We start from the raw sequence: 25,765 nt of genomic DNA, 5'->3' as shown, positions 1-25,765 counted from the left end.
GATCCCGCGACCAAGAAATATGTCGGCACCGAAGCCGTGATCAAGTTGCAGATCGCGCAGGTCCAGGCCGACAAGAAGATGCCGGCCAAGGACAAGAAGGAAGCCCTCGACGAGCTCAACGAGGCGCTGAAGACGCCCGCGCCCCAGGTCGAGAACAAGGCCAACATCGATCTCGTCGGCAAATATTACGACAAGCTGGTCGCGGTGCTCGGCGACGATCAGAACTGAGACGTAATTCTCGTGTCCGGACGCGCTGCAACGCGCAAGCGTTGCTGCGCTGCGTCCGGGGCACGAGAGCACAACTCGTTTCGCTCCCGCAGTCGCAAACATCGCCGCAAAAAAGCCCCGGAGACATCTCCGGGGCTTTCGTCGTTTCCGACGTCACGTGTCGCTCAGCGGCTCACGTTCGTGTCCGCATCCGCATCATGAAGCTATCGAAGCTGAGCTCGGCGACCTGCATCCAGGCCAGCGATTCGCTGCGGAAAGCCGTCAGGCTCGCATACATCTTGCCGAAATGCGGATTCGACTTGGCGAGATCGGCATAGATCTCGCTGGCCGCGCCGTAGCAGCTTTCGAGCACTTCCTGCGGGAACGGCTTCAGGATCGCGCCGGCCACCAGCAGACGCTTCAGCGCCGGCGGATTGACGAAGTCGTATTTGCCGGTCACCCAGGTGAAGGTATCGCGCGAAGCGGCATCGACCGCGGCCTGGTAGTGCTTCGGCAGCGCGTTCCATTTCTCGAGATTGATGATGTTGTGACCCTGGCCGGTGCCTTCCCACCAACCGGGATAGTAATAGTACTTCGCAACCTTCACAAAGCCGAGCTTCTCGTCGTCGTAAGGCCCGACCCATTCTGCGGCATCGAGCGTGCCTTTCTCCAGTGCGGGATAAATATCGCCCGCGGCAATCTGCTGCGGGACGCCGCCGACCTTGGCGATGATCGTGCCGGCAAAGCCGCCAACCCGGAACTTCAGTCCCTTGAGATCGTCGATCGACTTGATCTCCTTCCGGAACCAGCCGCCCATCTGGGCTCCGGTCGAGCCCGTCGGAATGCCGATGGTGTTGTACTCCTTCAGGAGATCGTTGATCAGGTCCTGGCCGCCGCCCCACTGGAGCCACGAGATGTGCTGACGCGTGTTCAATCCGAACGGCAGCGCCGTACCGAACGTGAAAGCGGGGTTCTTGCCCCAATAATAGTACAGCGCAGTGTTGCCCATCTCGACCGTGCCGTTCGCGACGGCATCGAGCACCTGCAGCCCTGGCACGATCTCGCCAGCGGCGAATGGCTGGATCTGGAAACGATTGTCGGTGATCTCGGCGACGCGCCTGGCGAAGTACTCGCATCCTCCGTAGAGCGTATCCAGGGCCTTCGGCCAGCTCGCGGTGTATCGCCATTTGATCTCGGGCATCGACTGCGCGATCGCCGGCGTAGCGACGGCACTCGCGGCCAGGCCCAATCCGCCTGCCGTCAGGAATTTACGACGTTCCATGCGTCTCCCCTCCTGTGATGTCGAGTCCTCGACGAGGGATCGCGATCTTGTCGCCGCTTCGGTGTTCGCCGTAGATCGACGTTTTGTGATGTCCGAAATTGAATTTCCCGGATCGCGGTCAGGATGACGAAAGGGAATGTTTAAATCAAGCGCACTTTGGTCGTGCTCTGGCCCAATCCGTCAATGCTGCGCCGCGAACGCCGCTTCCATCGCCTTGCGCGTCCTGATCGTCTCATCGCCTGCGTCGAACTCGACGTCGCTCCAGCGCACGATCTCGCCATGGGCGACGTCGTGCTTCAGCTTGAGGCGATGCGCCAGTCCGATCGGCAGGGCGCCGGCCTTGAGGCTCGTAGCCGCCGGCACCAGCTTGCCCCAAACTGTGTAGCCGCCTTCTCCGTCCAGCATCTCGCTGGCGCGTAAGTCGCGTTTTGCCACGGAAGCGACGTCGCCGCGGAAGCCATGGGGCTGCCCGGTCGGCTCTCCCCGCAGAGCGGTCGACAGAACCGAAATATTCAGCTCGAGCCCGATCAGATGGTAGGGCTTGTACATCGCAGCGTATCGTCCGCTCGCGTCGGTCTTGAGGCCGTATTGCCTGAAGCAGTCGGCGGCATAGTCGTTCGGCGCCTCCAGCACGACGTAAACGCCCCAGCGCAGGTCGCGAAACACCGGCCGGCCGTCGCGCTCGAGCGAGGAGACCACTTCCACGACGCCGGGTCGCTCCAGCACGCCGCCCTTGCTGCGCGGCCGCATGATGTGCGGCAGATCGTCGACGCCGCAGGGCGGAAACAGCAGCCCCTCCGAAGGCACGTCGAGCCCGCAGGCGTTGGCAATTGCGGCCATCTCGATCGCTGATTTGGTGCCGTCGAGGAAGGAGTTGAACATCTGCGGATTCATGCCGGCCGACTGCGCTTCGCCCGCGGTCAAGCCGTAATGCTGCCAGACGCCATGCGGCGTCACGTCGTGATAGGCCGGCAGGTATTTCGTGCCCTTGCCGGCGGCGACCACGCGAAAGCCGGTGGCGCGGGCCCAGTCGACCATTTCCGCCGTCAGCGCCGGCTGGTCGCCATAGGCGAGCGAATAGACCACGCCGGCCTTGCGCGCTTCCTCGGCGAGCAGCGGGCCCGCCAGCACGTCGGCCTCGACATTGACCATCACGATATGCTTGCCGGCTGCGATCGCGGCGCGCGCATGCCTGATGCCGACGGCGGGATTGCCGGTCGCCTCCACCACCACATCCATCGCCCCGCCGGCAATGGCGCGTGCGCCGTCATCGGTGAAGACGGTCGCGGCAATGCGTGCCGCGTCCCATCCCACTGTGCGGCAGGCCTCGCGTGCGCGCTCGCGGTCGATGTCGACGATGATGGGCACCTCCAGCCCAGGCGTGTGCGGCACCTGCGCCAGGAACATCGAGCCAAACTTGCCGGCCCCGATCAGCGCGACGCGGACAGGCTTGCCGGTGGCGGCGCGGGCCTGGAGGAGCCGGAAGAGGTTCATGGGGGATTTATCCGATATTTTCAGCTGATACGGCTTGCGCTTGGTTCACCTCTCCCAATGGGAGAGGTGGATGGCGCTCATGGCGGCGACTTTACTCCGCCGCTTGTCGCGGCGCACGCGCGAGCCGCACCAGCGCGTCGTCGTCCACCGTCTTGATCGGCGCAAAATCGCGGTGTGCGATGTACTCCGGCCGCGTCGGCGTGCGGATGTAGTTCGAGACCGCATTCAGCGTCAGGTATACGATCTTGCGCGGGTAGGGCGTGATGTTGCCGCTAGAGCCATGCACGAGATTGCCGTGGAACATCAGCATGCCGCCGGGCTTACCGGTCGGCGCGACGATGCCGCCTTGCTTGACGAGACGCGTCACGGTCTCCTCGTCCAGCGTCCACAGCGGATAGGAGGTGGTCGAGAGGTCATGCGAGGCCTTGAGGTCGCCGGCGTGCTGACTTTGCGGCACCAGCATCAGGGGACCGTTGATCGGCATCACCTCGTCGAGGAAGATCGCGATGTTCATCGCGCGCGGCTCCGGCATGCCGTCGTCGCGCTTCCAGGTGCCGTAATCCTGGTGCCACTGCCAGACATCGCCGGTGAAGGCCGATTTCGCGTTGATCTTGAACTGGTGCATGTAGACCGGCTCGCCGAACAGCTGCTCGACCGGGTCGATCATGCGCGGATGCGCACCGAGGATGCGGAAAGCCTCGTTATAGAGGTGCGCGGCAAACGCGGTGCGCGGCGCGCCGCTCTTCTCGCGCCAGACCTCCGGCCGGTTGGCGTCGTAGATGCCGACCGCCTCGCGCGCGAGCAAGTCCACTTCCTCCTGGCTGAACAATTCGGGCAGGAACAGCCAGCCCTCGCGATGGAAGAACTCCAATTGCTCCTGGGACAGTTTCATGGGTCGTCCTCCTGCTTCGATTTTTGTTATCGCTCGTCATGGCCGGGCTTGACCCGGCCATCCACGTCTTTGGCGGTGGTGGTCGCTACGCCGCCACCTCGTCCGTCGCCCTCAATCTCTCCTCGGTCATCCGTCCCGCCGTCTGCGCATGTGCGAGCGCCGCACGTTCGGCCGCCGCCGAATCGCCAGCGAGAATATGTCCGGCGATATCGGCATGCTCGGCCCAGGCGCTACCGCGATAATCGAGCTCCGACAACACCGTCGCCATCGAGCGGCGCATATGCGGCCATTGCGGCGCGATCGTCTCCTCGATCACGGGATTGCCGGCGAGCTGATAGATCGCGCGATGAAAATCGACGTCGAGCGCAATGAGCTCTGCGAGCGCAGTGTTGCGATCGATCCCGCGTCCGGCGGCGAGCGCCGCCTCCAGCCGCGCGCGTCCCGCCGCGTCGGTGCCGGCGCGCTCCGCGGCGAGCCGCGCCGCCAGCGCATCGATGGCGCCGCGCACCTCATAGAGCTGGCGGATGCGCGCGGGGTCGAGCTGGGTGACTTCGAAACCGCGCCGGCCGCTCTCGGCGACCAGTCCCTGCCGGTGCAACAGGTGCAGCGCATGCGACACCGGCTGGCGCGACACCCCGAGCTTGTCCGCCAACTCGTTCTGCCGGATACGCTGGCCAGGCTGCAGCGTGCGGTCCGAGATCGCCTCCAGGATTCGCGCATAGACCTGGTCGATCAGGTTCGGAAGCGGGTCGAGAGGGATCACGCCAGCGGCTCCGAAAACGCAATGAGAATACGGAATTCCGTATTCGAATCTATAACGCGCCGGCGATAGCGTCAATGAGGCCCGGCGCCGCGTCGAAGGTCCCTTTCGAGCTCCCCTAAGCTATTGATATCGTTATTGCCGTCTACTGTGCATGGGGTTGTTTTGCCGGATCATGGCCAAGACCCGATCCCGCCTACTCCCCCAGAAACCTCGTTACCACCTCGCCGTACTCCAGCGGCGCCTGCTCGAACATCCAGTGGCCGACATTGGGGATCACCGCCGTCTTGCTGCCCGTGATGTGCGCGGCCAGCACCCGCCACATCACCGACAGGCTTCCCGTCGTCGCGCCGCCGCCGATCAGCAGCGTCGGCGTCCGGATCGCCTGCGCGTCCGCGAGCGTGTAGGGCCGCCGCTGCTCGTTGATCTGGCCGAGAAAGGTGATGGCGTTGTCGCGCAGTTGCTGCTTGGCCGCTGCCGGCACGCGCCGCCACGAGCCGTCGCCCTCGATGCCTTCATAAAAGTTCTGCAGCGCGCCCTCGATGTCGCCGGCGCGGATCATCTCGACGGAACGTGCGGTCTTCGCGGCCAGCGGCGGGTGCGCGGGCGTGCCTTCCGGCGTCGGCAGGCTGGCATCGAGATCGCCGCCCGGCTCGGCCAGCACCAGTTTTCGCAGCAGATCAGGCCGCGCCTGGGCGACCCGAAACGCGATGTGCCCACCGCGCGAATGGCCCATCAGATCGACCGGCGCTGGCCTGACCTGCTCGATGAAGCCGATCACGTCGGCGACGTGCTGGGCCATCTTGTAGTCGTCGCCGGCGGCGCCCCAGTGCTCGGGAAAGAAGTGCCGCAGGCTCACCGAGATGACGCGATGAGATTTCGACAGCGGGCCGAGCACGGAATACCAGGTGCGGAAATCCCCGAGCGTGCCGTGCACGCAGACCAGCGGCGGACCTTCTCCGACTTCGAGATAGGCCATGTCGTAATCGTTGACGCGAATGCTCTGCATGTTCAGCCCGCCAGAAAGTCCAGAACCACTTCGGAATATTTTTGCGGCGCCTGCTCGAACATCGGATGCGTCGCGTTCGGGATCACCGCCGTCTTGGAGTAGGGCACATGCGCGGCCAGCGCATGCAGCACCTTCGGCAGCAGGCCCTTGGTCCGCGCGCCCAGGATGAACAGCGTCGGCATCTTGATCGCCTCCGCATCCGCCTTCGAGAATGGCGGGCGATTGTCGCGGACCTGGCCGATCAGCGTAAAGGCGTTGTCGCGAAGGTTCTGCTTCACCAGGGCCGGCAGCCGCGGCCAGGTGCCGGCGCCTTCCAGTGTGTCGACGAAGACGGCGAGGCCGCCATCGACATCGCCGGCCGCGATCTTCTCCGCCGAGGCCGTGAACCGCGCCAGCAGCGGCGAGGGGCCGCCGGCATAATCCGGATCGAGGCTCGCATCGAGCTCGCCGCCGGGCTCGGCCAGGATCAGCCTGCGTAGTAGATCCGGCCGGCGTTGCGCGACTCGGAAGCAGATGTGCCCGCCGCGGGAATGGCCCATCAGGTCGACCGGGCCGAGGTCGAGCGTCTCGATGAAGGCGATGACGTCGTCGACATGCTGGGCGATCGAATAGGTGTTTCCTACACCGTCCCACCGATCGGGAAAGAAGTGCCTGAGGCTGACGGCGATCACCCGGTGCCGTTGCGTCAGCGGTCCGAGCACGCAGCCCCAGACGCGGAAGTCGTTGAGCGAGCCGTGCACGCAGACCAGCGGCGGCCCGCCTTTGTCCTGGCCCACGTCGAGATAGGGCATGTCGTAACCGTTGACGTGGAGGCTTTGCATTCTGGGCTCGCGCGAAGGAACAGGAACTCCTGTGCAAGATTCCCGGAAACCGGGTGGATCGCAACTATTTCCAAGCCTAGATTTAGCTTGAGATCACACTGGGGGCCTGCGACGAGGAAGCAAGCCAGGAACCAAGCCATGACCGACCAGCATTTTGCCCTGTTCGACACCAGGATCGGCCTCTGTGCCGTCGCCTGGGGTCCGCGCGGCATCAATGGCACGCAACTGCCGATGGGCGGCGAGCAGAAGATCCGCACCCGCATCAGCCAGCGCCATGCTGACGCCACCGAAGCCGAGCCGACCGCCGAAGTGCAGCAGGCGATCGACCGGATCTCAAATTTGCTCGCGGGCGAGCCTGACGACCTCACCGACATCCCGCTCGATCTCGATGGCGTTCCCGACTTCAACCGCGGCGTCTACGAGATCGCCCGCGCCATCCCGCCCGGCAGGACCATCACCTATGGCGACATCGCCAAGCAGCTCGGCGGCGTTCAGCTATCGCGCGATGTCGGCCAGGCGCTCGGCCGCAACCCTTGCCCGATCGTCGTGCCCTGCCATCGCGTGCTGGCCGCCGGCAACAAGCCCGGCGGCTTCTCCGCGAATGGCGTGGTGACGAAGCTGAAGATGCTGGAGATCGAAGGCGCGCTGGTGAACCACACGCCGAGCTTGTTTGATTGAGGCTGAGCGCTAAATCCTCGCCGCCGCCTTCGGCCAATATCTGTCGCGCAAATGCCGCTTCACCAGCTTGCCGGTGGGCGTGCGCGGCAGCTCGGCTTCGAAATCGATCGAGCGCGGGCACTTGATCGCGGACAGGCGGCTCTTGCAGTACGCGATCAGGTCGGCTTCGAGCTCCTTGCCGGCGCGACTCATGTCGTGTGGCTGCACCACCGCCTTCACCTCCTCGCCCATCTCCTCGTTCGGCACGCCGAACACGGCGACGTCGGCGATCTCGGGGTGGGTGATCAGCACGTCCTCGGTCTCCTGCGGATAGATGTTCACCCCTCCGGAGATGATCATGTAGGACTTGCGATCGGTGAGAAACAGGAAGCCGTCCTTGTCGAGATAGCCGACGTCGCCCAGCGTCGACCAGCCTTTGGCGTTGTAGGCCTTTTTCGTCTTCTCGGGATCATTGTGATAGGTGAACGCGGGCGCGTCGGCGAAATAGACCGTTCCGATCTCGCCGGTCGGCTGTTCCTCGTCGTTCTCGTCCAGGATCTTGATCTTGCCGACCACGGCGCGGCCGACGCTGCCGCGATGCTCCAGCCATTGCTGCGAGTTGCAGACGGTGACGCCGTTGCCTTCCGAACCGGCATAATACTCGATCAGGATCGGTCCCCACCATTCGATCATCTTTGCCTTGACGTCGACGGGGCAGGGGGCTGCGGCGTGGATCGCGCCCTTGAGCGTCGAGACGTCGTATTTCGTGCGGACGTCGTCCGGCAGCTTCAGCATGCGCACGAACATGGTCGGCACCAGCTGAGACTGCGTGACCTTGTATTTTTCGACCAGCTTCAAGAACTCTTCGGCGTCGAAATGCTCCATGATGATGGAGGTGCCGCCGAGCACGATCGCCATCATGTTGAAGCGCAGGGGAGCGGCGTGATAGAGCGGCGCCGGAGACAGATAGGTGCTCTCGGCGTTCATGCCGCACATGTCGGCGCAGAGGACGCGCAGAAACGCGTTCGGCACGTCGATCTTGTTGCCCTCGAACGCCTTCTTGATGCCCTTGGGCCGGCCGGTCGTTCCCGACGAATACAGCATGTCGTAACCGGCGACCTCGTCGGCGATCGGCGTCACCGGCTGCGCTGCCGCTTCCTTGTCGTAGGAGCGGAATCCCGGCAGCGGTTCGTCCATCATGTAGAAGATCGGCTCGCCCGGTGTGCCCTTGATCAGGGCCTTGATCTGGTCGGCGCATTTCGGCGTGGTGATCACGACCTTGGCGCCGCAGTCGGCGATGATGTAGTCGATCTCGTCCTGCTTCAGATAACGGCTGATCGCGGTGTAATAGAGCCCGCTGCGTTGTGCCGCCCAGCAGATCTCCATGAAGGCGAGGCGGTTCTCCATCAGCAGCGCGATGTGGTCGCCGGCCTTCAGGCCGAGCGACCGGAACAGGTTTGCGCCCTGGTTCGAGAGCTCGTCCAGCTCGCGATAGCTGATCGCCTTGCCGGTCCCGGCCATCCGGTAGGCGATCTTGTCGGGCGTGGTGCGGGCGTGGATGGAGGGGTGGGTCATGGCGTTTCCTCAAACCGCGAATGGCGAGCAGCGAATGGCGAATAGGGAAGGGCAAACCGCTCTTCGCCTACTCACCATTCGCTGCTCGCCATTCACTACTCGCTTTTGTTTTGTTACAGCCGCTCGACGATCGTGACGTTGGCCATGCCGCCGCCTTCGCACATGGTCTGCAGGCCGTAGCGCTTGCCGCGCTGGTGCAGCGCGTGCACCAGCGTCGTCATCAGCTTGGTGCCGGAGCCGCCGAGCGGATGGCCGAGCGCGATGGCGCCGCCATTGACGTTGAGGCGCGCCGGATCGGCGCCGGTGGTCTTCAGCCACCCGGTGGGCACCGAGGCGAAGGCCTCGTTGACCTCGAACAGGTCAATGTCGTCGATCGTCATGCCGGCCTTCTCCAGCGCACGCTTGGTGGCGTGCAGCGGTGCGTCCAGCATGATCACGGGATCGCCGCCCATCATCGTCATGTGGTGGATGCGCGCCAGCGGCTTGACGCCGAGCTGCTTCAAGCCGCGCTCGTTCACGACCATCACGCCGGAGGCGCCGTCGCAGATCTGGCTGGCACTCGCCGCGGTGAGCTTGCCGTTCTCGGCGATCAGCTTGACGCCCTTGATGCCGTCGAGCGTGGCGTCGAAGCGGATGCCTTCGTCGATGTGGTGGGTGTCCTTGGAACCGTCGGCGCGGGTGATCTCCAGCGGCACGATCTCCTTCTTGAAGTGGCCGGCTTGGGTCGCCGCGATCGCGCGCTGGTGGCTGTTGTAGGAGTACTCGTCGAGCTCATCCTTCGACAGGCCATACTTCTCGGCCATCATCTCCGCGCCGGTAAACTGGCTGAACACGATGTTCGGATATTTGTGCTCGATGCCCGGGCTCTTGTAATTGCCAAAGCCGTTCTTGGCCGGAAGCTGCGAGGAAAGACCCATCGGCACGCGCGTCATCGATTCCACGCCGGCAGCGATCACCACGTCCATCGCGCCGGACATCACGGCCTGCGCCGCGAAGTGCAGCGCCTGCTGCGAGGAGCCGCATTGGCGGTCGATCGAGGTGCCAGGCACGCTCTCCGGCAATTTCGAGGCCATGATCGCGTTGCGCGCGACGTTGTTGGACTGCTCGCCGACCTGCATCACGCAGCCCATGATCACGTCCTCGACCAGGGCGGGATCGACCCTGGTGCGATCGACCAGCTCGTCCAGCACTTTTGCGGCGAGATCGGCCGGATGCCAGCCGGCGAGGCGGCCCCCCTTGCGCCCGCCGGCGGTACGCGCAGCGGCGACGATATAAGCCTCGGCCATTTCGGTCTCTCCCTGGATTGTTCTGTATCGCTGTGGACTGTCGGGGCGGATTTAAGGGTCGAGTTATCGTTTAGTCAATCGATCAATTAACTCTTGTGATGAGACGCTGCTTCGGCTTATCTGCGGCCGCCCATGCGGTGAGAACAGGGATATCCGTGACTACCAGCGTACCGAACAGGCTTCCCAGCGGAAAGAATTCCACGGCAGAGAAATTGCTCGTGGCCGCGAGCGAACTGATGATCGAACGCTCATCCATCGAGATATCGCTCTCCGACATCGCCCAGAAGTCCGGCGCCAACGCCGCGCTCGTCAAATACCATTTCGGCAACAAGGACGGCCTGCTGCTGGCGCTGCTTGCGCGCGATGCCGCGACCGAGATGTCCAATCTGGAATATCTGCTGGCGCAGCCGATCAATTCGACCGCGAAGCTGAAGCTGCATATCGCCGGCATCATCCGCGCGTATCACCGGTTTCCCTACATGAACCGGCTGATCCACTATCTGCTGCATGAGACCAACGCCGGCTCCGCCGACGAGGTCTCGAAGTTCTTTGTCGCGCCGTTGCTCGACTTTCATCGCCGCCTGCTCGCCGAAGGCGTCAGCCGCGGCGAGTTCCGCGCCACCGATCCGGTGCTGTTCTACACCAGCCTGATCGGAGCCTGCGATCATCTGTTCTTCGGCCGGCACGCGATGTCTCGCGCGACCGGCGTCGGCCCGGTCACCGACGACGTCTGCCGGCAATACATCAAGCACATGGAAACGCTGATCTGCGGCGGCATCCTCGCGCAAGCCGAGGAAGCCGTCGCGGCCGGATGATCCGGCCAACGCTCCAAAGTCCAGAGAAGAAACGCCCAAGGAAAGGTACAAGCGATGCAGTTGAAAGACGTAGCCGTTCTCATCACGGGCGGCGGTTCGGGCCTCGGTGAAGCGACCGCCCGCGCCATGGCGGCCAAGGGCGCCAAGATCGGCGTGATCGACCAGAACAAGGACAACGCCGAGAAGGTCGCCGCCGAGGTGAAGGGCGTCGCGCTTCATGCCGACGTCACCGACGAGGACGGCATCAAGGCCGCGATCGCCAAGGCGGAAGCTGCGCATGGCGTCGCGCGCGTGCTGATGAACTGCGCCGGCATCGGCGGCTCGCAACGCATCGTCGGCAAGGACGGCGTCTATCCGCTGGCCAAGTTCGCGCGCATCATCAACGTCAACCTGATCGGCACCTTCAACTGCCTGCGATTGTTCGCCGAGCGCCTCGTCACGATCGAGCCGATCGGTGAAGAGCGCGGCGTCATCATCAATACGGCTTCGGTCGCCGCTTACGAGGGCCAGATCGGCCAGATCGCCTATTCTGCGTCGAAGGGCGGCGTCGTCGGCCTCACGCTTCCAGCCGCGCGTGACCTCGCCAGCCAGAAGATCCGCGTCAACACCATTGCGCCCGGCCTGTTCCTGACGCCGCTGCTGATGGGCCTCAACGAAGAGGCCCGCAAGAGCCTCGGGGCCCAGGTGCCGCATCCCGCGCGCCTCGGCGACGCCAAAGAATATGGCTCGCTCGCCGTGCATATCGTCGAGAACCCGATGCTCAACGGCGAAACCATCCGTCTCGATGGCGCAATTCGGATGGCGCCAAGGTAACCTCGCTGTTTTTCCCTTCTCTCCTTGTGGGAGAAGGTGGCGCGGAGCGCCGGATGAGGGGTATGCATCCGCGGAGACAGACCCCTCACCCAAGCGAGTATGTGGCTAGCGATGTACATGCCCTCCCCCACAAGGGGAGAGGGCGCAATAACCGCCACTTCAAGCGCGGATGCAGGAGCGCTCTCATGTCCCAACCGCTGCTGATCGAGCACAACGACGGCATCGACACCGTGACGCTCAATCGCCCGGAGAGTTTGAATGCGCTCGATCCTGCGTTGATCGACGCGCTCAACGTCTATTTCCAGGGCCTCCTGCGCAACCGCGACACGCGCGTCGTGGTGCTCAGGGGCGCCGGCAGGAACTTTTGCGCAGGCCTCGACCTCAAGGCGGCGATGGCGCGCCGTGCCGGGCAGCAGGAGCCGCCCGGCGTCACGGAGTCGCTGGACTCGCAGCGTCGCATTGCCGACATCGTGATGTTGATGCGGCGCTGTCCGCAGCCGATCCTTGCGCTGGTGCAGGGCGCAGCGGCCGGCGGCGGTTTTGCGCTTGCGCTTGCGTCCGACATCCGCATCGCGACGCGATCGGCGCGGATGAACTGCGCCTTCATCAAGCTCGGCCTCGGCGGCTGCGACATCGGCACCAGCTATTTCCTGCCCCGCCTCGTCGGCGTCTCCGTGGCATCGGAACTGATCCTCACGGGACGCTTCATCGGTGCCGAGCGCGCGCTGGCCGTTGGGCTCGTGTCGGAGGTCGTCGACGAGGACAAGCTCGATGATGCGGCCGAATCCTACATCGATGCGATGATGACGGCCTCGCCTGTCGGCCTGCGGCTGTCAAAAGAATGTCTCAACATGAGCGTCGATGCGGGGGCGCTGGAAGCCGTTATCGCGATGGAGGACCGCAACCAGGTCCTCTGCAGCCGCTCCGAGGAATTTTCGGAAGGCATCAGGGCCTTCCTTGAGAAGCGAAAGCCTGTCTATATCAAGCGCTGAAACGAGAACGATCCGCAAAGGACGATAATTCCGGGAGACGCAAAATGAGTGGAAGCGCGGCGGCGGTGATGACGAAGCCCGCCTTTCGCAAGGTCGAGTGGCTCGCGCGCGACATCGACGTGGAGCGCCGCGCCGATGGCACGGTGGTGCTGAAGTCGCGCATTCCGCTGCAGTCTTACGAGACGCATCTTCCGGCCTCGCTGGCGAAATGGGCGAAGGAAGCGCCCGAACGCATCTGGCTCGCGCAGCGCGGCGGTCCGAACCGCGAATGGCGAAAGGTCTCCTATGGCGAAGCCAAGCGCACCGTCGATGCGCTGACGCAGGCGCTGCTCGATCTCAGGCTCGACGGCCGCCCGGTCACGATCCTCTCCGGCAATTCGATCGAGCATGCGCTAATGACGCAGGCCGCCATGCAGGCGCGTTCGCCGGCCGCGCCGGTGTCGCCAGCCTACTCCTTGATGAGTCACGATCACGTCAAGCTGAAATATTTGTTCGACCTGATCAAGCCGGCCGTCGTGATGGTGCAGGACGGCCCGACCTTCGAGAAAGCGCTGAAGGCGCTCGATCTCACCGGCGTCACGGTGGTTCATGTCCTGCGTCCCTGCGACGGCGTCAAGAGCGTCAGCTTTGCCGAACTCGCGGCAACCCCCGTGACCTCCGAGGTCGAAGCGTCGATCACGAAGATCACGCCGCAGACCGTCGGCAAGCTGCTCTTCACCTCCGGTTCGACCGGCATGCCAAAAGCCGTCATCAACACGCAGGAGATGATGTGCGCCAATGCGGCCATGATGATGCAGGTGCGGCCGCGCACGCCGGGCGGTCCGCTGTCGACCATGCTGGACTGGATGCCGTGGAATCACACCATGGGCGGCAACGCCGCATTCCACCCCGTTCTGGTCGACGGCGGTACGCTCTATATCGACGACGGCAGGCCGATGCCAGGCCAGTTCGAGGAGACGCTGCGCAATTTGCGCGAGATCTCGCCGACCTATTACGCCAACGTGCCCGCCGGCTATGCCGCGCTCGCTTCAGCGATGGAGAAGGACGACGCGCTGTGTCGCTCCTTCTTCAAGAATCTCTCGATCATGGCCTATGGCGGCGCGCGGTTGCCGGACGATCTCTACGACCGCATGCAGGCCCTCGCGGTGAAGACCACCGGCGAACGCATCGTGTTCTACACCGGCTGGGGCTCCACCGAGACCGCGCCGACCTCGACCGGCACCTATTGGGATACCGAGCGCGTCGGCCTGATCGGCCTGCCGTTCCCCGGCGTCGAACTGAAGATGGTGCCGTGCGGCTCGAAATACGAGCTGCGCCTGCGCGGCGTCAACGTCACGCCCGGCTATTTCGGCCAGCCTGATCTCACCAGGAAGATGTTCGACGAGGAAGGATTTTACTGCATCGGCGACGCCGGCATCTTCGTCGACGATGCCGATCCGGTGAAGGGCATCATCTTTGCCGGCCGCGTCGTCGAGGACTTCAAGCTCACCACCGGCACGTTCGTGCATGTCGGCTCGCTCCGCACCGACGCGATCGCGGCGGCGACGCCCGTCGTGCATGACGCGCTGGTCGCCGGGCAGGATCGCGCTTTCATCGGGCTGCTGGCCTGGCCGAACCTGCACGCCTGCCGCCAGCTCGTCGGCGATGCCGATCTCGGCTTCGAGGCTGCGGTGAAGCATCCGGAGGTGATCGCCTGCTTCAAGCGCGGGCTGGAAGCGCACAACCGGCAATGCGAAGGCGCCAGCAGCCGCATCATCGCGCGTGCCATGCTGATGGCCGAGCCGCCCTCGATCGACGGCAACGAGCTCACCGACAAGGGCTACATCAATCAGCGCGCCGGCCTCGAACGCCGCATTGGATTGGTCGAGCGGCTCTATGCCGACGAACCGGATCAAGACGTCATCATTCTCAAGTAATCGACATCATCAACACGGGTACGCGCCATGAACTTCGATTTCTCCGACGACCAGAAGCAGCTCCGCGACCAGGCGCGCAAATTCCTCACCGAGAAGTGCTCGCCCAAGGCGGTGCGAATCGTGCTCGACGGCAAGGCGCCCTATGACAAGAAGCTATGGAAGGGGCTCGCCGAGATGGGCTTTCTCGGCGTTGCGATTCCCGAGGATTTCGGCGGCGCGGGCGCGGGTCATCTCGAGCTGTGTGTGATCGCGGAAGAGATGGGCCGGGCGAATGCGCCGGTGCCGTTCTCCTCGACCGTTTATCTCGCCGCCGAAGCGCTGCTGATCGCCGGCAGCGACGCACAGAAGAAGAAGTGGTTGCCCGCAATCGCTTCGGGCGAAGCAATCGGCACGCTGGCGTTGTTCGAGGGCAAGGGCAATCCGTCGCCGAAGAACGTCAAGCTCACCGCTGCGAACGGCGTGCTCAACGGCGTCAAGAGGCCGGTTGCGGACGGTGCGGTCGCGGACTTCGCAGTCGTTGCCGCCCGCACCGGCACGAGCGGTCGCGACAGCGATATCTCGCTGTTCCTGGTCGATCTCAAGGCGGGCGGCGTCGAGGTCAAGAGTCTCACCAATCTCGATCCGACTCGTGGGCAGGCCGAGATCGCTTTCAAGGACTGCAAGGCCGAGCCGCTCGGTGCTGCCGGCGAAGGCTGGAGCATTCTGACGCAGGTGCTCGATCGCGCCGCGGTGCTGTGTGCGTTCGAGCAGGTCGGCGGCTCCGACCGCGCGCTGGAGATGGGCCGCGACTACGCGCTCGACCGCATCGCCTTCGGCCGCCAGATCGGCTCGTTCCAGGCAGTGAAGCACATGCTCGCCGACATGTACGTGTCGGCGACGCTGGCGCGTTCCAACAGCTATTACGGGGCGTGGGCGCTCTCCACCAACGCGGCCGAATTGCCGGAAGCGGCTGCCGCCGCGCGCATCAGCGCGACGCAGGCATTCCAGCACTGCGCCAAGAACAACATCCAGGTTCACGGCGGCATGGGATTCACCTGGGAGTTCGATTGCCACATGTATTATCGCCGCGCCAACGCCATGGCGCTCGGCCTCGGCAGCCTCACCTATTGGGAAGACCAGCTGATCGACCGCATGCGCAAGAAGAACGCGGCGTAAGCGAAGGACGACGTCATGAACTTCGACGATACTCCGCAAGAGGCCGAATTTCGCGCCACCGCCCGCGCCTGGATCGCGGCGAACGCGCCAAAGCAGTACGAGGACGAGCTGCGCAAATCATCGCTCGGCCGCACCCAGCTCAAGAACGCCAACATTCTCGAAGTCGCCAAGGCGTGGCAGAAGAAGAAGGCCGATGCCGGTTGGGCCTGCCTGCACTGGCCCAAGGACTATGGCGGCCGCGGCGCCTCGCCGATCGAGCGCGTGATATGGCAGCAGGAAGAGGGGCCGTTCGGAAAACTCTCCGGAATGTTCATCATCGGCCACGGCATGTGCGGGCCGACCGTGATGGCGTTCGCGCGCGAGGAGCATAAGCGCACCTATCTGCCGCCGCTCGCCTCCGGCGAAAAGGTCTGGTGCCAGCTGTTCTCCGAACCGGCGGGTGGTTCCGACGTCGCGGGCCTGCGCACGCGCGCGGAGAAGGATGGCGACGAATGGGTCGTCAACGGCCAGAAGATCTGGACGTCGGGCGCGCATTATTCCGACTATGGTATCCTCCTGACCCGCACCGATCCCACCGTGCCCAAGCACAAGGGCCTCACCATGTTCTTCCTGGACATGAAGAGCCCGGGTGTCGAGGTGCGGCCGATCAAGCAGGCGAGCGGCGCGTCCGACTTCAACGAGGTCTATTTCACCAACGTCCGCATCCCCGACCACCAGCGCCTCGGCGAGGTCGGTGACGGCTGGAACGTCTCGCTGACCACGCTGATGAACGAGCGCATGTCGATCGGCGCGGGCGTCTCGACCGGCTTCCCCGAGTTGCTCGAGTATTGCACGAGCCTGATGCTCGACGACGGCCCGGCGATCGAGGATCGCGCGGTGCGCTCGAAGCTCGCCAGCTGGGCGGTGAAGGCGAGCGGCCTGCGCTACACCAGCATGCGCGCGATCTCGGCGCTGTCGAAGGGGGAGCGGCCGGGTCCGGAAAACTCCATCGGCAAGCTGGTCGCGGGCTCGATGATCCAGGACGTTGCGACCTATGCGCTGGATCTGCAGGGCGCGAGCGGCGTCGTCAGCGGTCCGGAGGATGCCGAAGTCGCCGGCCGTTTCCAGGCCATGCTGCTGCGCGCGCCCGGCACGCGCGTCGAAGGCGGCACCGACGAGATCATGCGCAACATCATCGCCGAGCGGGTCCTGGGTCTGCCCGGCGACATCCGTGTCGACAAGGACGTGCCGTTCAACAAGATCCCGACGAAGGGAAGAGGTTAGAGGTCCGCCATGAATTTCGACGACACCCCGCAGGAAGCCGCATTCCGCGAGACCGCACGCAAATGGATCGCCGCCAATGCACCGAAAGAGCTCGAGGCCGAGCTGTCAAAATCATCGCTCGGCCGCATCCGGCTCGCCAAGCACGACATCGTCGATGTCGGCAAAGCCTGGCAGAAGAAGAAGGCCGAAGGCGGCTGGGCCTGCCTGCACTGGCCGAAGGAGTATGGCGGCCGAGGCGCCACCCCGATCGAGCGCGTGATCTGGCAGCAGGAGGAGGGCATCTACGGCAAGCTGACGCAGCCGTTCCAGATCGGCGAGGGCATGTGCGGTCCGACCGTGATGGCGTTCGGCAGCGAGGACGCCAAGCGCCGCTATCTGCCGAAGCTCGCCGCGGGCGAGGAGATCTGGTGTCAGCTGTTCTCCGAGCCGTCCGCCGGCTCCGACGTCGCCGGCTTGCGTACGCGCGCGGAGAAGAAGGGCGACCAGTGGGTCGTCAACGGCCAGAAGATATGGACCTCGGGTGCGCACTATTCCGACTACGGCCTTTTGATCGCGCGCACCGATCCGAACGTGCCCAAGCACAAGGGCCTCACCATGTTCTTCCTGGACATGAAGAGCCCCGGCGTCGAGGTCCGTCCGATCAAGCAGGCCAACGGCATGCAGGAGTTCAACGAGGTCTATTTCACCGATGTCGTGATCCCCGACAGCCAGCGCCTCGGCGCGGTCGGCGAGGGTTGGAGCGTGTCGCTGACCACGCTGATGAACGAGCGCATGTCGATCGGCTCGCGGCTCGCGACCGGCGTCCCCGAGATGTTCGAGTTCTGCTCGAATCTGATGATGGAGGACGGGCTCGCGATCGATGATCCCGCGGTGCGTTCCAAGCTTGCGAGCTGGGCGGTTAAGTCGAGCGGGCTGAAATACACCAGCTACCGCGCGATCTCGGCGCTGTCGAAGGGCGATCGGCCGGGCCCGGAGAACTCGATCGGCAAGCTGGTGTCGGGCAAGATGCTCCAGGACATCGCGAGTTACGCCATGGACCTCCAGGGCGCGGCGGGCGTTCTCACCGGCGCGGACGAGGAGACGGTGCAGGGCCAGTTCCAGCAGATGCTGCTGTCGTCGCCCTCGATGCGCATCGCCGGCGGCACCGACGAGATCCTGCGCAACATCATCGCAGAGCGCGTGCTGGGCCTGCCGGGCGATATCCGTGTCGACAAGGACGTGCCGTACAACAAGATCCCGACCAAGGGACGGTGATGTGGCCTCTCGCTGTATCTCGTATGGTGGGCAAAGCGAAGCGTGCCCACCCTATGCAGATGCGCCGGGGTAAGTCTGTCGGTGGGCACGGCGCGATGCGCCTTGCTCACCCTACGAAGAGAAGAGCGTGAGCTGATCCATGGACGCTAAGGTAAAACAGAACGACCGCATCGGCGTGCTCGAGGAGCTCCTCAACGAGCGCTACTCGGTGCGGGCCTTCCTGGCCAAAGAGGTCGATCGCGCCACCATCGAGCACGTGCTCAGGACCGCGCAGCGGACGGCGTCCTGGTGCAACAGCCAGCCCTGGCAGGTCGTCATCGCCAGCGGTGAGGCCAAGGAGCGCTTCCGCAAGCTGATCTACAAGGAAGCTTCGGGCGGGCTCGGCGACGACTACGACTTCACGCCGCCGCGCGAATATGTCGGCGCCTATCTGGAACGCCGGCGCGAGAGCGGGTTCCAGCTCTACAATACGCTCGGCATCGCGCGTGGCGACAAAATGGCCTACGCCCGGCAGGCGCTGGAGAATTACAATTTCTTCGGCGCACCGCATGTCGCCGTCATTCACACCAACGAGCCGCTCGGCATCTACGGTGCGATCGATTGCGGTGCCTATGTCAGCAATTTCATGCTGGCCGCGCAGGCGCTCGGGCTCGGCACGATCCCGCAGGCGGCGCTCGCGCGCCACTCCGGCCTGATCCGCCGCCACTTCAATCTGCCTGACGACCGCCGCGTGGTCTGCGGCATCTCGTTCGGCTATGCCGATGACGCCCACAAGGTCAACAGCTACCGCACCTCGCGGGCAAGCGTGGCCGAGACCGTAACTTTCGTGGAAGAGTGATCGCGTGGAGTAGTGATCGCGGGCAAGCCCTGCGATCAGATTTTCAGACGCGGAAAGGCGGCCGCGGAAGCGGCCGCCTTCATTCCGTCTCGGTCCGATGACGCCGGCCGTCAGCCGCCGCTGCCGCCGATCACGGCCCGCACGGTCTCGTCAGGCCCAAAATCCTCGGCGCCGTCGACATAGAGCAGCGCGGCGAGCTTGGAGCGGGCGCGGTTGACCCGGCTCTTGATCGTGCCGACGGCGCAGCCGCAGATCGAAGCCGCGTCCTCGTAGGAAAAGCCCGAGGCGCCGACCAGGATCAAGGCTTCGCGCTGATCCTGCGGAAGCTTGTCGAGCGCCGTGCGGAATTCCTCGAATTCGAGATGCGCATTCTGCGAGGGCTGCGTCTTCAGCGTCTTGGCGTAGTTGCCTTCGGCATCCTCCACCTCGCGCCGCCGCTTGCGATAGTCGGAGCGGAACAGGTTGCGCAGGATCGTGAACAGCCACGCCGGCAGATTGGAGCCGGGCTGGAACGAGTCGATGTTGGCAAGCGCGCGCAACAGCGTCTCCTGCACCAGATCGTCGGCGCGATCGGCGTTGCCGCTGAGCGAGATGGCGAACGCGCGCAGACTGGGCACGGCCGCCAGGATGTCGTTACGCAGGGAGTCCGTGAGAGGCATTAATCCCTCCCATTGTTGTTGTCGTTGGAGCCCCCATTGGCTTGATCTTGGGGAGTACCTCCCGGCGCATCAAGCTTCTTGATCAACTCGGCGAACCGGTCCGGAACCCCCTGCCGCACCACGTCGTCGTACATGGCACGCAGTTGATGCCCAATCCGGGATTGTATCTCCGGAGTGAGCCCTCCTTTACCGGGGGTCGTGCTTTTGCTGGCTTGAGACTTGAGATCTTTCATGACCTGTTCCACGTTTCCCCGAGTTAAGTGACTGTAAAATCGAGAAGTTTCCTCAACCGGGAGCCGTTCCCTGGATAGGCTCAATGCGAGCTGCGAGAAAAAGTTCCGCCTGATGCGGAACTTTTCTGAAGCTGAGGCGTCATCAGCCCAGCAGGGGAACCCGGGCCCCCCGCGTATTGCCTTTACCTTGAGGTTGGCCCGAAGATGAATGGAGTGGGGATGTCCCGTTCACAGCTTGTTGCTGAACACTTGCCGTTGTTGCGCCGGTACGCGCGCGCCCTGACGGGCAGCCAGGCCTCCGGTGACGCCTATGTCGCAGCCATGTTGGAAGCCATGCTGGGAGATCCGTCGGTGCTCGACGAGAGCCACGGGCCGCGCGTTGGGCTGTTCCGGCTGTTTACCCAGATCTGGAATTCCGTCTCCGTCAACGACGATGCAGAGGTGACGACCCTGCCGATGCCGCCCGAGCGGCGGCTGTCGAACATCACGCCGCTGCCGCGGCAGGCTTTCCTGCTGCTCTCGCTCGAGGGATTTTCGGAAGAGGAGGTCGGCTACATTCTCGGCACCGACGTCGCCGAGACACGGCGGCTTGCCGATGCCGCAGGCCGGGAGATGGCCGCCGAGATCGCCACCGACGTGCTGATCATCGAGGACGAGACCTTCATCGCCATGGACCTCGAGAGCCTGGTGAAGAATCTGGGCCACAACGTCGTCGGCGTCGCGCGCACCCACGCCGATGCGGTGGCGCTGGCCAAGAACAAGCGGCCCGGCCTGATCCTCGCGGACATCCAGCTCGCCGACGGCTCGTCGGGCCTCGACGCCGTCAACGAGCTGCTCCGCACCTTCGAGGTGCCGGTCGTGTTCATCACCGCATATCCGGAGCGCTTCCTTACCGGCGAGCGCCCCGAGCCGGCGTTCCTGATCTCGAAACCGTTCCAGCCCGCAATGGTGTCGGCGGTGGCCAGCCAGGCGCTGTTCTTCCAGCGCAACTCGCGCAACCGCGCGCCGAAGGTCCCCGCGGCCTGAGCTGGCGCGGCCCGCCATTCGGCGATGACGATTTGATCCGGCGTGCTGCAGGGCACGCCGGATTTTTCGTGCCTGCTTGAGCCGCTTGACGGGCGTTGCGTTCGCCGCCCATACCTCGTGCATTCCCCAATCGGAGCCGCACCAATGGACCAGCAACTCCTCGACCGCCTCGCCATCCGCGACCTCGTCGAGAACTGGGCGGTGTGGCGCGACGCCGGCGACTGGGAGCGCTTTGCCACGGTCTGGCATGAAGAGGGCTGGATGTCTGCCACCTGGTTTCAGGGACCGGCTCGGGAATTCATGCGCGTCAGCCAGGAGGGCTTTGCCAAGGGCGTACGCATCCTGCATTTCCTCGGGGGCACCAGCATCGATCTCGCCGGCGAGCGGGCCATCGCCCAGACCAAAATGACGATCTCGCAGCGCGCGGGCGTGCATGACGTGCCTTGCGACGTCGTCTGCACCGGACGCTTCTACGATTTCCTGGAGAAACGGCAGGGAAAATGGGGCATCGTCCGCCGCCAGCCGATCTACGAGAAGGACCGGATCGACCCGGTCGATCCCGCTGCCACGCTTCAGCTCGACCAGAAGGTGCTCGCCGCGCTGCCCGAAGGCTACCGCCATCTCGCCTACATGCAGGAGCTGATCGGCTACAAGGTCAAGCGCGACATGCCGGGCCTCGCCGGGGTGGAGGTCGAGAAGCTCTATGGCGAGGGGCGGGAATGGCTGGCGGGGAAAGCCAAATAACCCGAAGCAAAAGTGACCCCCAGACAAAAGTAAGGCGCGACTGGCATCACCACAGTCGCGCCCTACGTCGCCGGCTTATGGGGCAGGGGGGAATAGCCGGCTGTTGAGACGACTCCCTGGCGCGGGAGTCGTTCCAGGGGCCTGCGAAATTTTTTGTGCGGGCTGCGGTGATTTCCGCACACGGTTAAGTGATCTTAACGGACGAGAACTCCCGGTCGTGTCCTCGCGTTGTTCCCGCGATCGCCATGGGGCGAGGGGTCGACAGTCATGTCACAGATTAAAAAGGTATTTTTCGGTGTCGTCGCGATTGCCGCGACGCTTGGTGCCGTCCAGGTCGGTGCCGTCCAGCTGACCTCCGGCCACGATCTGGCCGACCGCTGGCAGGCGGTCGCCGACAAGCCGGTCAACAACGTCAATCGTTCCAGCAAAGCCGACAGGCTCGCCGACATCAGGCAGGCGGGGGTTCCGACCCGCACCGTGTCGATGCGGCTGAACGATCTGGCCGACACCTCGGTGCTGCTGCGCGTCCCCGCGGTGATCGAGACCGGGAACGCCAAGCCGCCCATGCTGCTCCAGAGTCAGGACCAGAAGCAGAGCCGCAAAAAGCCGACGATCGCCTGCGAGCCGATGGTCAGCTCCCTGACCGAGGTTGCAAAACTGCTCCAGCCCGGCCGCTGCGTGACCTGATCTGCGTGGGCCACTGGGGCAGTCGCCCTCCGCCGGGAGGTCGATCGCTCGCGTCCACTTGATCCCCCGCCCCCTCGCGTTATATCCCGGGTTTGTTCCCCTTTCGATTGACCGGGTAAACGCATGACGACGTCAGACACGGCTGTGCATACGCAGCCCTTCCAGGCCGAGGTTTCCGAGCTCCTGCACCTGATGGTGCACTCTGTCTATTCCGAGACCGACATCTTCCTGCGCGAGCTCGTCTCCAACGCCTCGGATGCCTGCGACAAGCTGCGCTATGAAGCCATCGCCAGCCCGGCGCTGCTGGGCGAGGGCGACGCGCTCAAGATCCGCATCATTCCGAACAAGACGGCCGGAACGCTGACGATCGCCGACAACGGCATCGGCATGGAGCGGCAGGAGCTGATCGACCACCTCGGCACCATCGCCCGCTCCGGCACCAAGGCGTTCGTGTCGAAGCTGAAGGAGGCCAAGGATGGCCTCGGCCTGATCGGCCAGTTCGGCGTCGGCTTCTATTCCGCTTTCATGGTCGCCGACAAGATCGCCGTGGTCAGCCGCCGTGCCGGCGAGAGCGACGTCTGGACCTGGACGTCGTCCGGCGGCTCCGGCTTCGAGATCGCGCGGGCGAGCGACGAGGAAGCGGCGCGCGTGGCCCGCGGCACCGAGATCGTCCTGCACCTGAAGGACGACGCCAGGAAATATATCGAGGCCTACGAGATCGAGCGCATCGTCGGGGCCTATTCCGACAACATCCTGTTTCCCATCGAGCTGGTGCCGGAGGAGGGCGAGCCGCGCCAGATCAATTCGGCGAGCGCGCTGTGGCAGCGCTCGAGATCCGAGCTGACGGCAGAGGACTACAAGAAGGCCTATCAGCAGATCGCATCCGCCTTCGACGCTCCCGCGATGACGCTGCATTATCGCGCCGAGGGCCGCTATTCCTACGCCGTGCTGCTGTTCGCGCCGTCGACCAAGCCGTTCGACCTGTTCGAGCCGAACCGCAAGGGGCGCGTCAAGCTCTACGTCCGCCGCGTCTTCATCACCGATGACGCCGATCTGCTGCCGGGCTATCTCCGCTTCATCCGCGGCGTCGTCGACAGCGAGGATCTCCCGCTCAACATCTCGCGCGAGATGCTCCAGAACAATCCGCAGCTCGCGCAAATCCGGAAAGCCGTGGCGACCCGCGTGCTGTCCGAGCTCGAAAGCCTTGCGGAGAAGGATCCGGAGAACTTTGCAAAGATCTGGGAGGCCTTCGGCGCGGTGCTGAAGGAAGGCATCTACGAGGATTTCGAACGCCGCGAAAAGCTGCTGGCGCTGTCGCGCTTTATCACGACCTCCGGCGAGAAGCGCTCGCTCAAGGACGTCATCGCCGATTTCAAGCCGAACCAGACCGAGATCTATTATCTCGTCGGTGACAGCATCGAGCGGCTGAAGTCGAGCCCGCGGCTCGAGGCGGCGACCGCGCGCGGCATCGAGGTGCTGCTGCTTTCAGATCCCGTCGACGCCTTCTGGACCTCGATGCCATCGGAGTTCGAGGGCAAGCCGCTGAAGTCGCTGAGCCAGGGCGATCTCAACCTCGACCTGATCCCGCGCCTCGACGAGGCGGACGAGGCGAAGAAGGACGAGCCGGTCGCCGACGAGGCCGCCACCATCGCAATGATCAAGTCCGCGCTCGGCGAGCGTGTCAGCGACGTCAAGGCTTCGACGCGCCTCACCAGTTCGGCCTCTTGCCTCGTCGCCGACAGCCAGGGACCGAGCCGCGAGCTCGAGCGCATTCTGGCCCAGCAGAACCGCGGCATGCGCAGCAAGCCGATCCTCGAGATCAATCTGCGCCATCCGCTGGTCACGGCGATCACCAAGGCTCAGGCCGGCTCCTCCGCGGTCGACGATCTCAGCTTGCTGCTGCTCGAACAGGCGCAGATCCTGGACGGCGAGTTGCCGGAAGACCCTGCCGCGTTTGCGGCCAGGCTGAACCGTCTGGTGTTGCAGGGGCTCGGCGGGTAGCGGGCCCGCCAGCGACACCTCACCTTGCCGTCATCTGTCCTCAGGAACAGTCGCGCGCGCCGGGATGTTGTGTCATATGAAGCCGTCGGCATCGACGTTGCCGAGGTGACCTATTCGAGGATTTCTCCATGCGTCTGCCGCTCCTGACCCTCACTGCGATATTCACGCTGCTGGGCGCAGCGGATGCCAGTGCGCAGAGGTACGATCCGGCCTATCCCGTATGCATGCACCGCTACACCGGCGGCGGCTTGGGTGGCGGGGGCGGTGACTATTTTGACTGCTCCTTCACCTCGTTGCCGCAATGCCGCGCCACGGCGTCGGGCCTTGCCGCGACCTGCGACCTCAATCCCTATTACGCCTTCAACGAGCCGCTGCCGCCCCGCCGGCGTCACAAGAAGGTGCACCAGTAGCAGTAGCAGCAGGCGATGCGGTTTCCGGTGCCATGTTTGAGGTGTCGCACAGTGGGCTGGTGTGACTGTCGGTGCGGTGCTCACGGACGTGCCGTCTCACGCGCAGATCGATCCCCACTATCTCGTCTGCAGGCACGTCGGTAGCGCTCACGCGGTCGCTGGTGCGATGGAGCAGGTAGGACTACCGGCTGCGCCTGCCAGTGGATGACGGAGCCTTGTTCACCGCCGCGTTGATTGCTGCGGTCAATTGCCAGGTCATCTGGTCCGTCGTCCAGTCGCTTGCGTGCAGCCTGGTGTCGTCGCCCGGGTCGACCATCCGGTCGAATGAAATCCCTGCGATATCGTGCCAGCCCTTCATTAGCTCGAAGCGGCGAAAGACATTGACGCGCTTCTTATGTGCGATGTCGCTGATCGCCTCGACCATTGCGATCGTCTTGCCGATCTTGGCCCGTGTCAGCAGCGCCGGCACATACTGCAGGTCCATTAGAATCACGTCGATCCGCTTGGCCGCCAGAAGTTCGTCGACACCTTTACGGATCGCCTTCGTGGTATCCCCGAAAGAAGGAGGGGTCTGATCGGCGGGTTGCCAAACCGAGTTGGTGCCGACCTGCCAGATAACGAGGTCGGGATTCAGGTCGAAGACGTCGCGCTGGAATCGCTTGAACTCTTCAGGAGCCTCTTGGCCGCCGATGCCCCGGTTGATCACGTCGATCGTTGCCTTCGGAAATTGCGACCGAAACTGGATCCGAAGGTCCGCCAGCAGTCGTTGGGGATAGGGCGTGATACCTCCTTCGCCCGCCGTGGTCGACGAGCCGATCGCGACCACCTTGACCCGTCCGTCGCCGCTCAGCCGGTTGAAAAGATTGGTCAGCCGTTGCCGGAACGGCGTTGCCTGAACCGGAATTTGTGAGGGGTCGAGAGCCACGGGTCGCCTCCCTGTCGTGACCAGGACAACGCAAGGTAGAGCGAAGGATAG

27 protein-coding genes (1 of these 27 running past the window's edge) are annotated in these 25,765 nt (G+C 64.3%); 15 read left to right on the top strand and 12 right to left on the bottom strand.

What is annotated here, in order from left to right; genetic code table 11:
• Window positions 1-228, top strand: partial view of a hypothetical protein gene (locus NR187_RS19205; RefSeq protein WP_256807295.1) — the end only. Its footprint begins 363 nt before the window's first position; only the last 228 of its 591 coding nucleotides appear in the window; the start codon falls outside the window, past its left edge; its stop codon occupies window positions 226-228.
• 172 nt (window positions 229-400) lie between these two features.
• On the opposite strand, the gene NR187_RS19200 is transcribed toward NR187_RS19205, so the two are convergent.
• The 6 genes from NR187_RS19200 to NR187_RS19175 all read right to left on the bottom strand — a co-directional run bounded on the left by NR187_RS19200 (window position 401) and on the right by NR187_RS19175 (window position 6,465).
• On the bottom strand, window positions 401-1,489 hold the full coding sequence (locus NR187_RS19200; protein ID WP_256807294.1) for a TRAP transporter substrate-binding protein: 1,089 nt from the start codon (window positions 1,487-1,489) through the stop codon (window positions 401-403).
• A 180-nt stretch (window positions 1,490-1,669) separates the two neighbouring features.
• Window positions 1,670-2,983: an NAD(P)H-dependent oxidoreductase gene (locus tag NR187_RS19195; RefSeq protein ID WP_256807293.1), complete on the bottom strand. Its 1,314-nt coding sequence runs from the start codon at window positions 2,981-2,983 to the stop codon at window positions 1,670-1,672.
• 91 nt (window positions 2,984-3,074) lie between these two features.
• On the bottom strand, window positions 3,075-3,875 hold the full coding sequence (locus NR187_RS19190) for a phytanoyl-CoA dioxygenase family protein (RefSeq protein ID WP_211381261.1): 801 nt from the start codon (window positions 3,873-3,875) through the stop codon (window positions 3,075-3,077).
• An 85-nt stretch (window positions 3,876-3,960) separates the two neighbouring features.
• Window positions 3,961-4,638: a GntR family transcriptional regulator gene (locus NR187_RS19185; RefSeq protein WP_211381262.1), complete on the bottom strand. Its 678-nt coding sequence runs from the start codon at window positions 4,636-4,638 to the stop codon at window positions 3,961-3,963.
• A gap of 193 nt (window positions 4,639-4,831) precedes the next feature.
• Window positions 4,832-5,644, bottom strand: a complete 813-nt coding sequence (locus NR187_RS19180; RefSeq protein ID WP_256807292.1) for an alpha/beta fold hydrolase — start codon at window positions 5,642-5,644, stop codon at window positions 4,832-4,834.
• Window positions 5,645-5,646: 2 nt separating this feature from the next.
• Entirely contained in the window at window positions 5,647-6,465 is an 819-nt protein-coding gene (locus NR187_RS19175; protein WP_211381264.1) for an alpha/beta fold hydrolase, read from the bottom strand.
• A gap of 138 nt (window positions 6,466-6,603) precedes the next feature.
• Between NR187_RS19175 and NR187_RS19170 the strand changes: the two genes are divergently transcribed.
• Window positions 6,604-7,143, top strand: coding sequence for a methylated-DNA--[protein]-cysteine S-methyltransferase (locus NR187_RS19170; RefSeq protein WP_256807291.1), 540 nt, complete (start codon window positions 6,604-6,606; stop codon window positions 7,141-7,143).
• 9 nt (window positions 7,144-7,152) lie between these two features.
• Here NR187_RS19170 and NR187_RS19165 read toward each other — a convergent pair whose 3' ends face one another.
• From NR187_RS19165 to NR187_RS19155, 3 genes are all read right to left on the bottom strand, one after another.
• Entirely contained in the window at window positions 7,153-8,697 is a 1,545-nt protein-coding gene (locus NR187_RS19165) for an acyl-CoA synthetase (RefSeq protein ID WP_211381266.1), read from the bottom strand.
• 113 nt (window positions 8,698-8,810) lie between these two features.
• Window positions 8,811-9,983: an acetyl-CoA C-acetyltransferase gene (locus NR187_RS19160; protein ID WP_256807290.1), complete on the bottom strand. Its 1,173-nt coding sequence runs from the start codon at window positions 9,981-9,983 to the stop codon at window positions 8,811-8,813.
• Window positions 9,984-10,065: 82 nt separating this feature from the next.
• The gene (locus NR187_RS19155) at window positions 10,066-10,239 is read right to left on the bottom strand and encodes a hypothetical protein (RefSeq protein ID WP_249128790.1); all 174 of its coding nucleotides are present in this window, start codon (window positions 10,237-10,239) and stop codon (window positions 10,066-10,068) included.
• Between NR187_RS19155 and NR187_RS19150 the strand changes: the two genes are divergently transcribed.
• From NR187_RS19150 to NR187_RS19115, 8 genes are all read left to right on the top strand, one after another.
• Window positions 10,220-10,798, top strand: a complete 579-nt coding sequence (locus NR187_RS19150; RefSeq protein ID WP_249128791.1) for a TetR family transcriptional regulator — start codon at window positions 10,220-10,222, stop codon at window positions 10,796-10,798. The genes NR187_RS19155 and NR187_RS19150 overlap by 20 nt on opposite strands.
• Window positions 10,799-10,852: 54 nt before the next feature.
• On the top strand, window positions 10,853-11,611 hold the full coding sequence (locus tag NR187_RS19145; protein ID WP_211381269.1) for an SDR family NAD(P)-dependent oxidoreductase: 759 nt from the start codon (window positions 10,853-10,855) through the stop codon (window positions 11,609-11,611).
• A gap of 185 nt (window positions 11,612-11,796) precedes the next feature.
• Window positions 11,797-12,603, top strand: a complete 807-nt coding sequence (locus NR187_RS19140) for an enoyl-CoA hydratase/isomerase family protein (RefSeq protein WP_211381270.1) — start codon at window positions 11,797-11,799, stop codon at window positions 12,601-12,603.
• A 44-nt stretch (window positions 12,604-12,647) separates the two neighbouring features.
• Window positions 12,648-14,519 carry an AMP-binding protein gene (locus tag NR187_RS19135; protein ID WP_211381271.1) on the top strand — a complete coding sequence of 624 codons (1,872 nt, stop codon included), beginning with the start codon at window positions 12,648-12,650 and terminating at the stop codon, window positions 14,517-14,519.
• A gap of 27 nt (window positions 14,520-14,546) precedes the next feature.
• Window positions 14,547-15,674 carry an acyl-CoA dehydrogenase family protein gene (locus tag NR187_RS19130; RefSeq protein ID WP_211381272.1) on the top strand — a complete coding sequence of 376 codons (1,128 nt, stop codon included), beginning with the start codon at window positions 14,547-14,549 and terminating at the stop codon, window positions 15,672-15,674.
• A gap of 15 nt (window positions 15,675-15,689) precedes the next feature.
• Window positions 15,690-16,937, top strand: coding sequence for an acyl-CoA dehydrogenase (locus NR187_RS19125; protein WP_211381273.1), 1,248 nt, complete (start codon window positions 15,690-15,692; stop codon window positions 16,935-16,937).
• A 9-nt stretch (window positions 16,938-16,946) separates the two neighbouring features.
• Window positions 16,947-18,191 carry an acyl-CoA dehydrogenase gene (locus tag NR187_RS19120; RefSeq protein ID WP_256807289.1) on the top strand — a complete coding sequence of 415 codons (1,245 nt, stop codon included), beginning with the start codon at window positions 16,947-16,949 and terminating at the stop codon, window positions 18,189-18,191.
• A 139-nt stretch (window positions 18,192-18,330) separates the two neighbouring features.
• Window positions 18,331-19,029: a nitroreductase gene (locus tag NR187_RS19115; protein ID WP_211381275.1), complete on the top strand. Its 699-nt coding sequence runs from the start codon at window positions 18,331-18,333 to the stop codon at window positions 19,027-19,029.
• Between the two features lie 110 nt (window positions 19,030-19,139).
• Here NR187_RS19115 and NR187_RS19110 read toward each other — a convergent pair whose 3' ends face one another.
• Window positions 19,140-19,688, bottom strand: a complete 549-nt coding sequence (locus NR187_RS19110) for a sigma-70 family RNA polymerase sigma factor (protein ID WP_018316216.1) — start codon at window positions 19,686-19,688, stop codon at window positions 19,140-19,142.
• Window positions 19,688-19,921, bottom strand: a complete 234-nt coding sequence (locus NR187_RS19105; RefSeq protein ID WP_211381276.1) for a NepR family anti-sigma factor — start codon at window positions 19,919-19,921, stop codon at window positions 19,688-19,690. Before NR187_RS19105 ends, NR187_RS19110 begins: the two co-directional genes overlap by 1 nt.
• A gap of 219 nt (window positions 19,922-20,140) precedes the next feature.
• Between NR187_RS19105 and NR187_RS19100 the strand changes: the two genes are divergently transcribed.
• The 5 genes from NR187_RS19100 (at window position 20,141) to NR187_RS19080 (ending at window position 24,789) form a co-directional block, all read left to right on the top strand.
• Window positions 20,141-20,947 (top strand): response regulator, encoded by an 807-nt coding sequence (locus tag NR187_RS19100; RefSeq protein ID WP_211381277.1) that lies wholly within the window; start codon window positions 20,141-20,143, stop codon window positions 20,945-20,947.
• 144 nt (window positions 20,948-21,091) lie between these two features.
• Complete coding sequence (locus tag NR187_RS19095; protein ID WP_256807288.1) at window positions 21,092-21,691, top strand: nuclear transport factor 2 family protein; 600 nt, start codon at window positions 21,092-21,094, stop codon at window positions 21,689-21,691.
• 267 nt (window positions 21,692-21,958) lie between these two features.
• Window positions 21,959-22,378, top strand: a complete 420-nt coding sequence (locus NR187_RS19090) for a hypothetical protein (protein WP_211381279.1) — start codon at window positions 21,959-21,961, stop codon at window positions 22,376-22,378.
• A 123-nt stretch (window positions 22,379-22,501) separates the two neighbouring features.
• Window positions 22,502-24,379 carry a molecular chaperone HtpG gene (gene htpG, locus NR187_RS19085; RefSeq protein ID WP_256807287.1) on the top strand — a complete coding sequence of 626 codons (1,878 nt, stop codon included), beginning with the start codon at window positions 22,502-22,504 and terminating at the stop codon, window positions 24,377-24,379.
• Between the two features lie 128 nt (window positions 24,380-24,507).
• Window positions 24,508-24,789: a DUF3551 domain-containing protein gene (locus NR187_RS19080; RefSeq protein WP_211381281.1), complete on the top strand. Its 282-nt coding sequence runs from the start codon at window positions 24,508-24,510 to the stop codon at window positions 24,787-24,789.
• A 181-nt stretch (window positions 24,790-24,970) separates the two neighbouring features.
• Here the strand turns inward: NR187_RS19080 and NR187_RS19075 are convergent, their stop codons facing one another.
• Window positions 24,971-25,714, bottom strand: coding sequence for a GDSL-type esterase/lipase family protein (locus tag NR187_RS19075; RefSeq protein WP_256807286.1), 744 nt, complete (start codon window positions 25,712-25,714; stop codon window positions 24,971-24,973).
• Window positions 25,715-25,765 lie beyond the last annotated feature (51 nt).

This window comes from Bradyrhizobium sp. Bra64, from assembly GCF_024519875.1.
GTDB lineage: Bacteria > Pseudomonadota > Alphaproteobacteria > Rhizobiales > Xanthobacteraceae > Bradyrhizobium > Bradyrhizobium japonicum_G.
The sequence above is the reverse complement of the archived record's forward strand: the minus strand, read 5'-3'. Positions and strand labels throughout refer to the sequence as shown.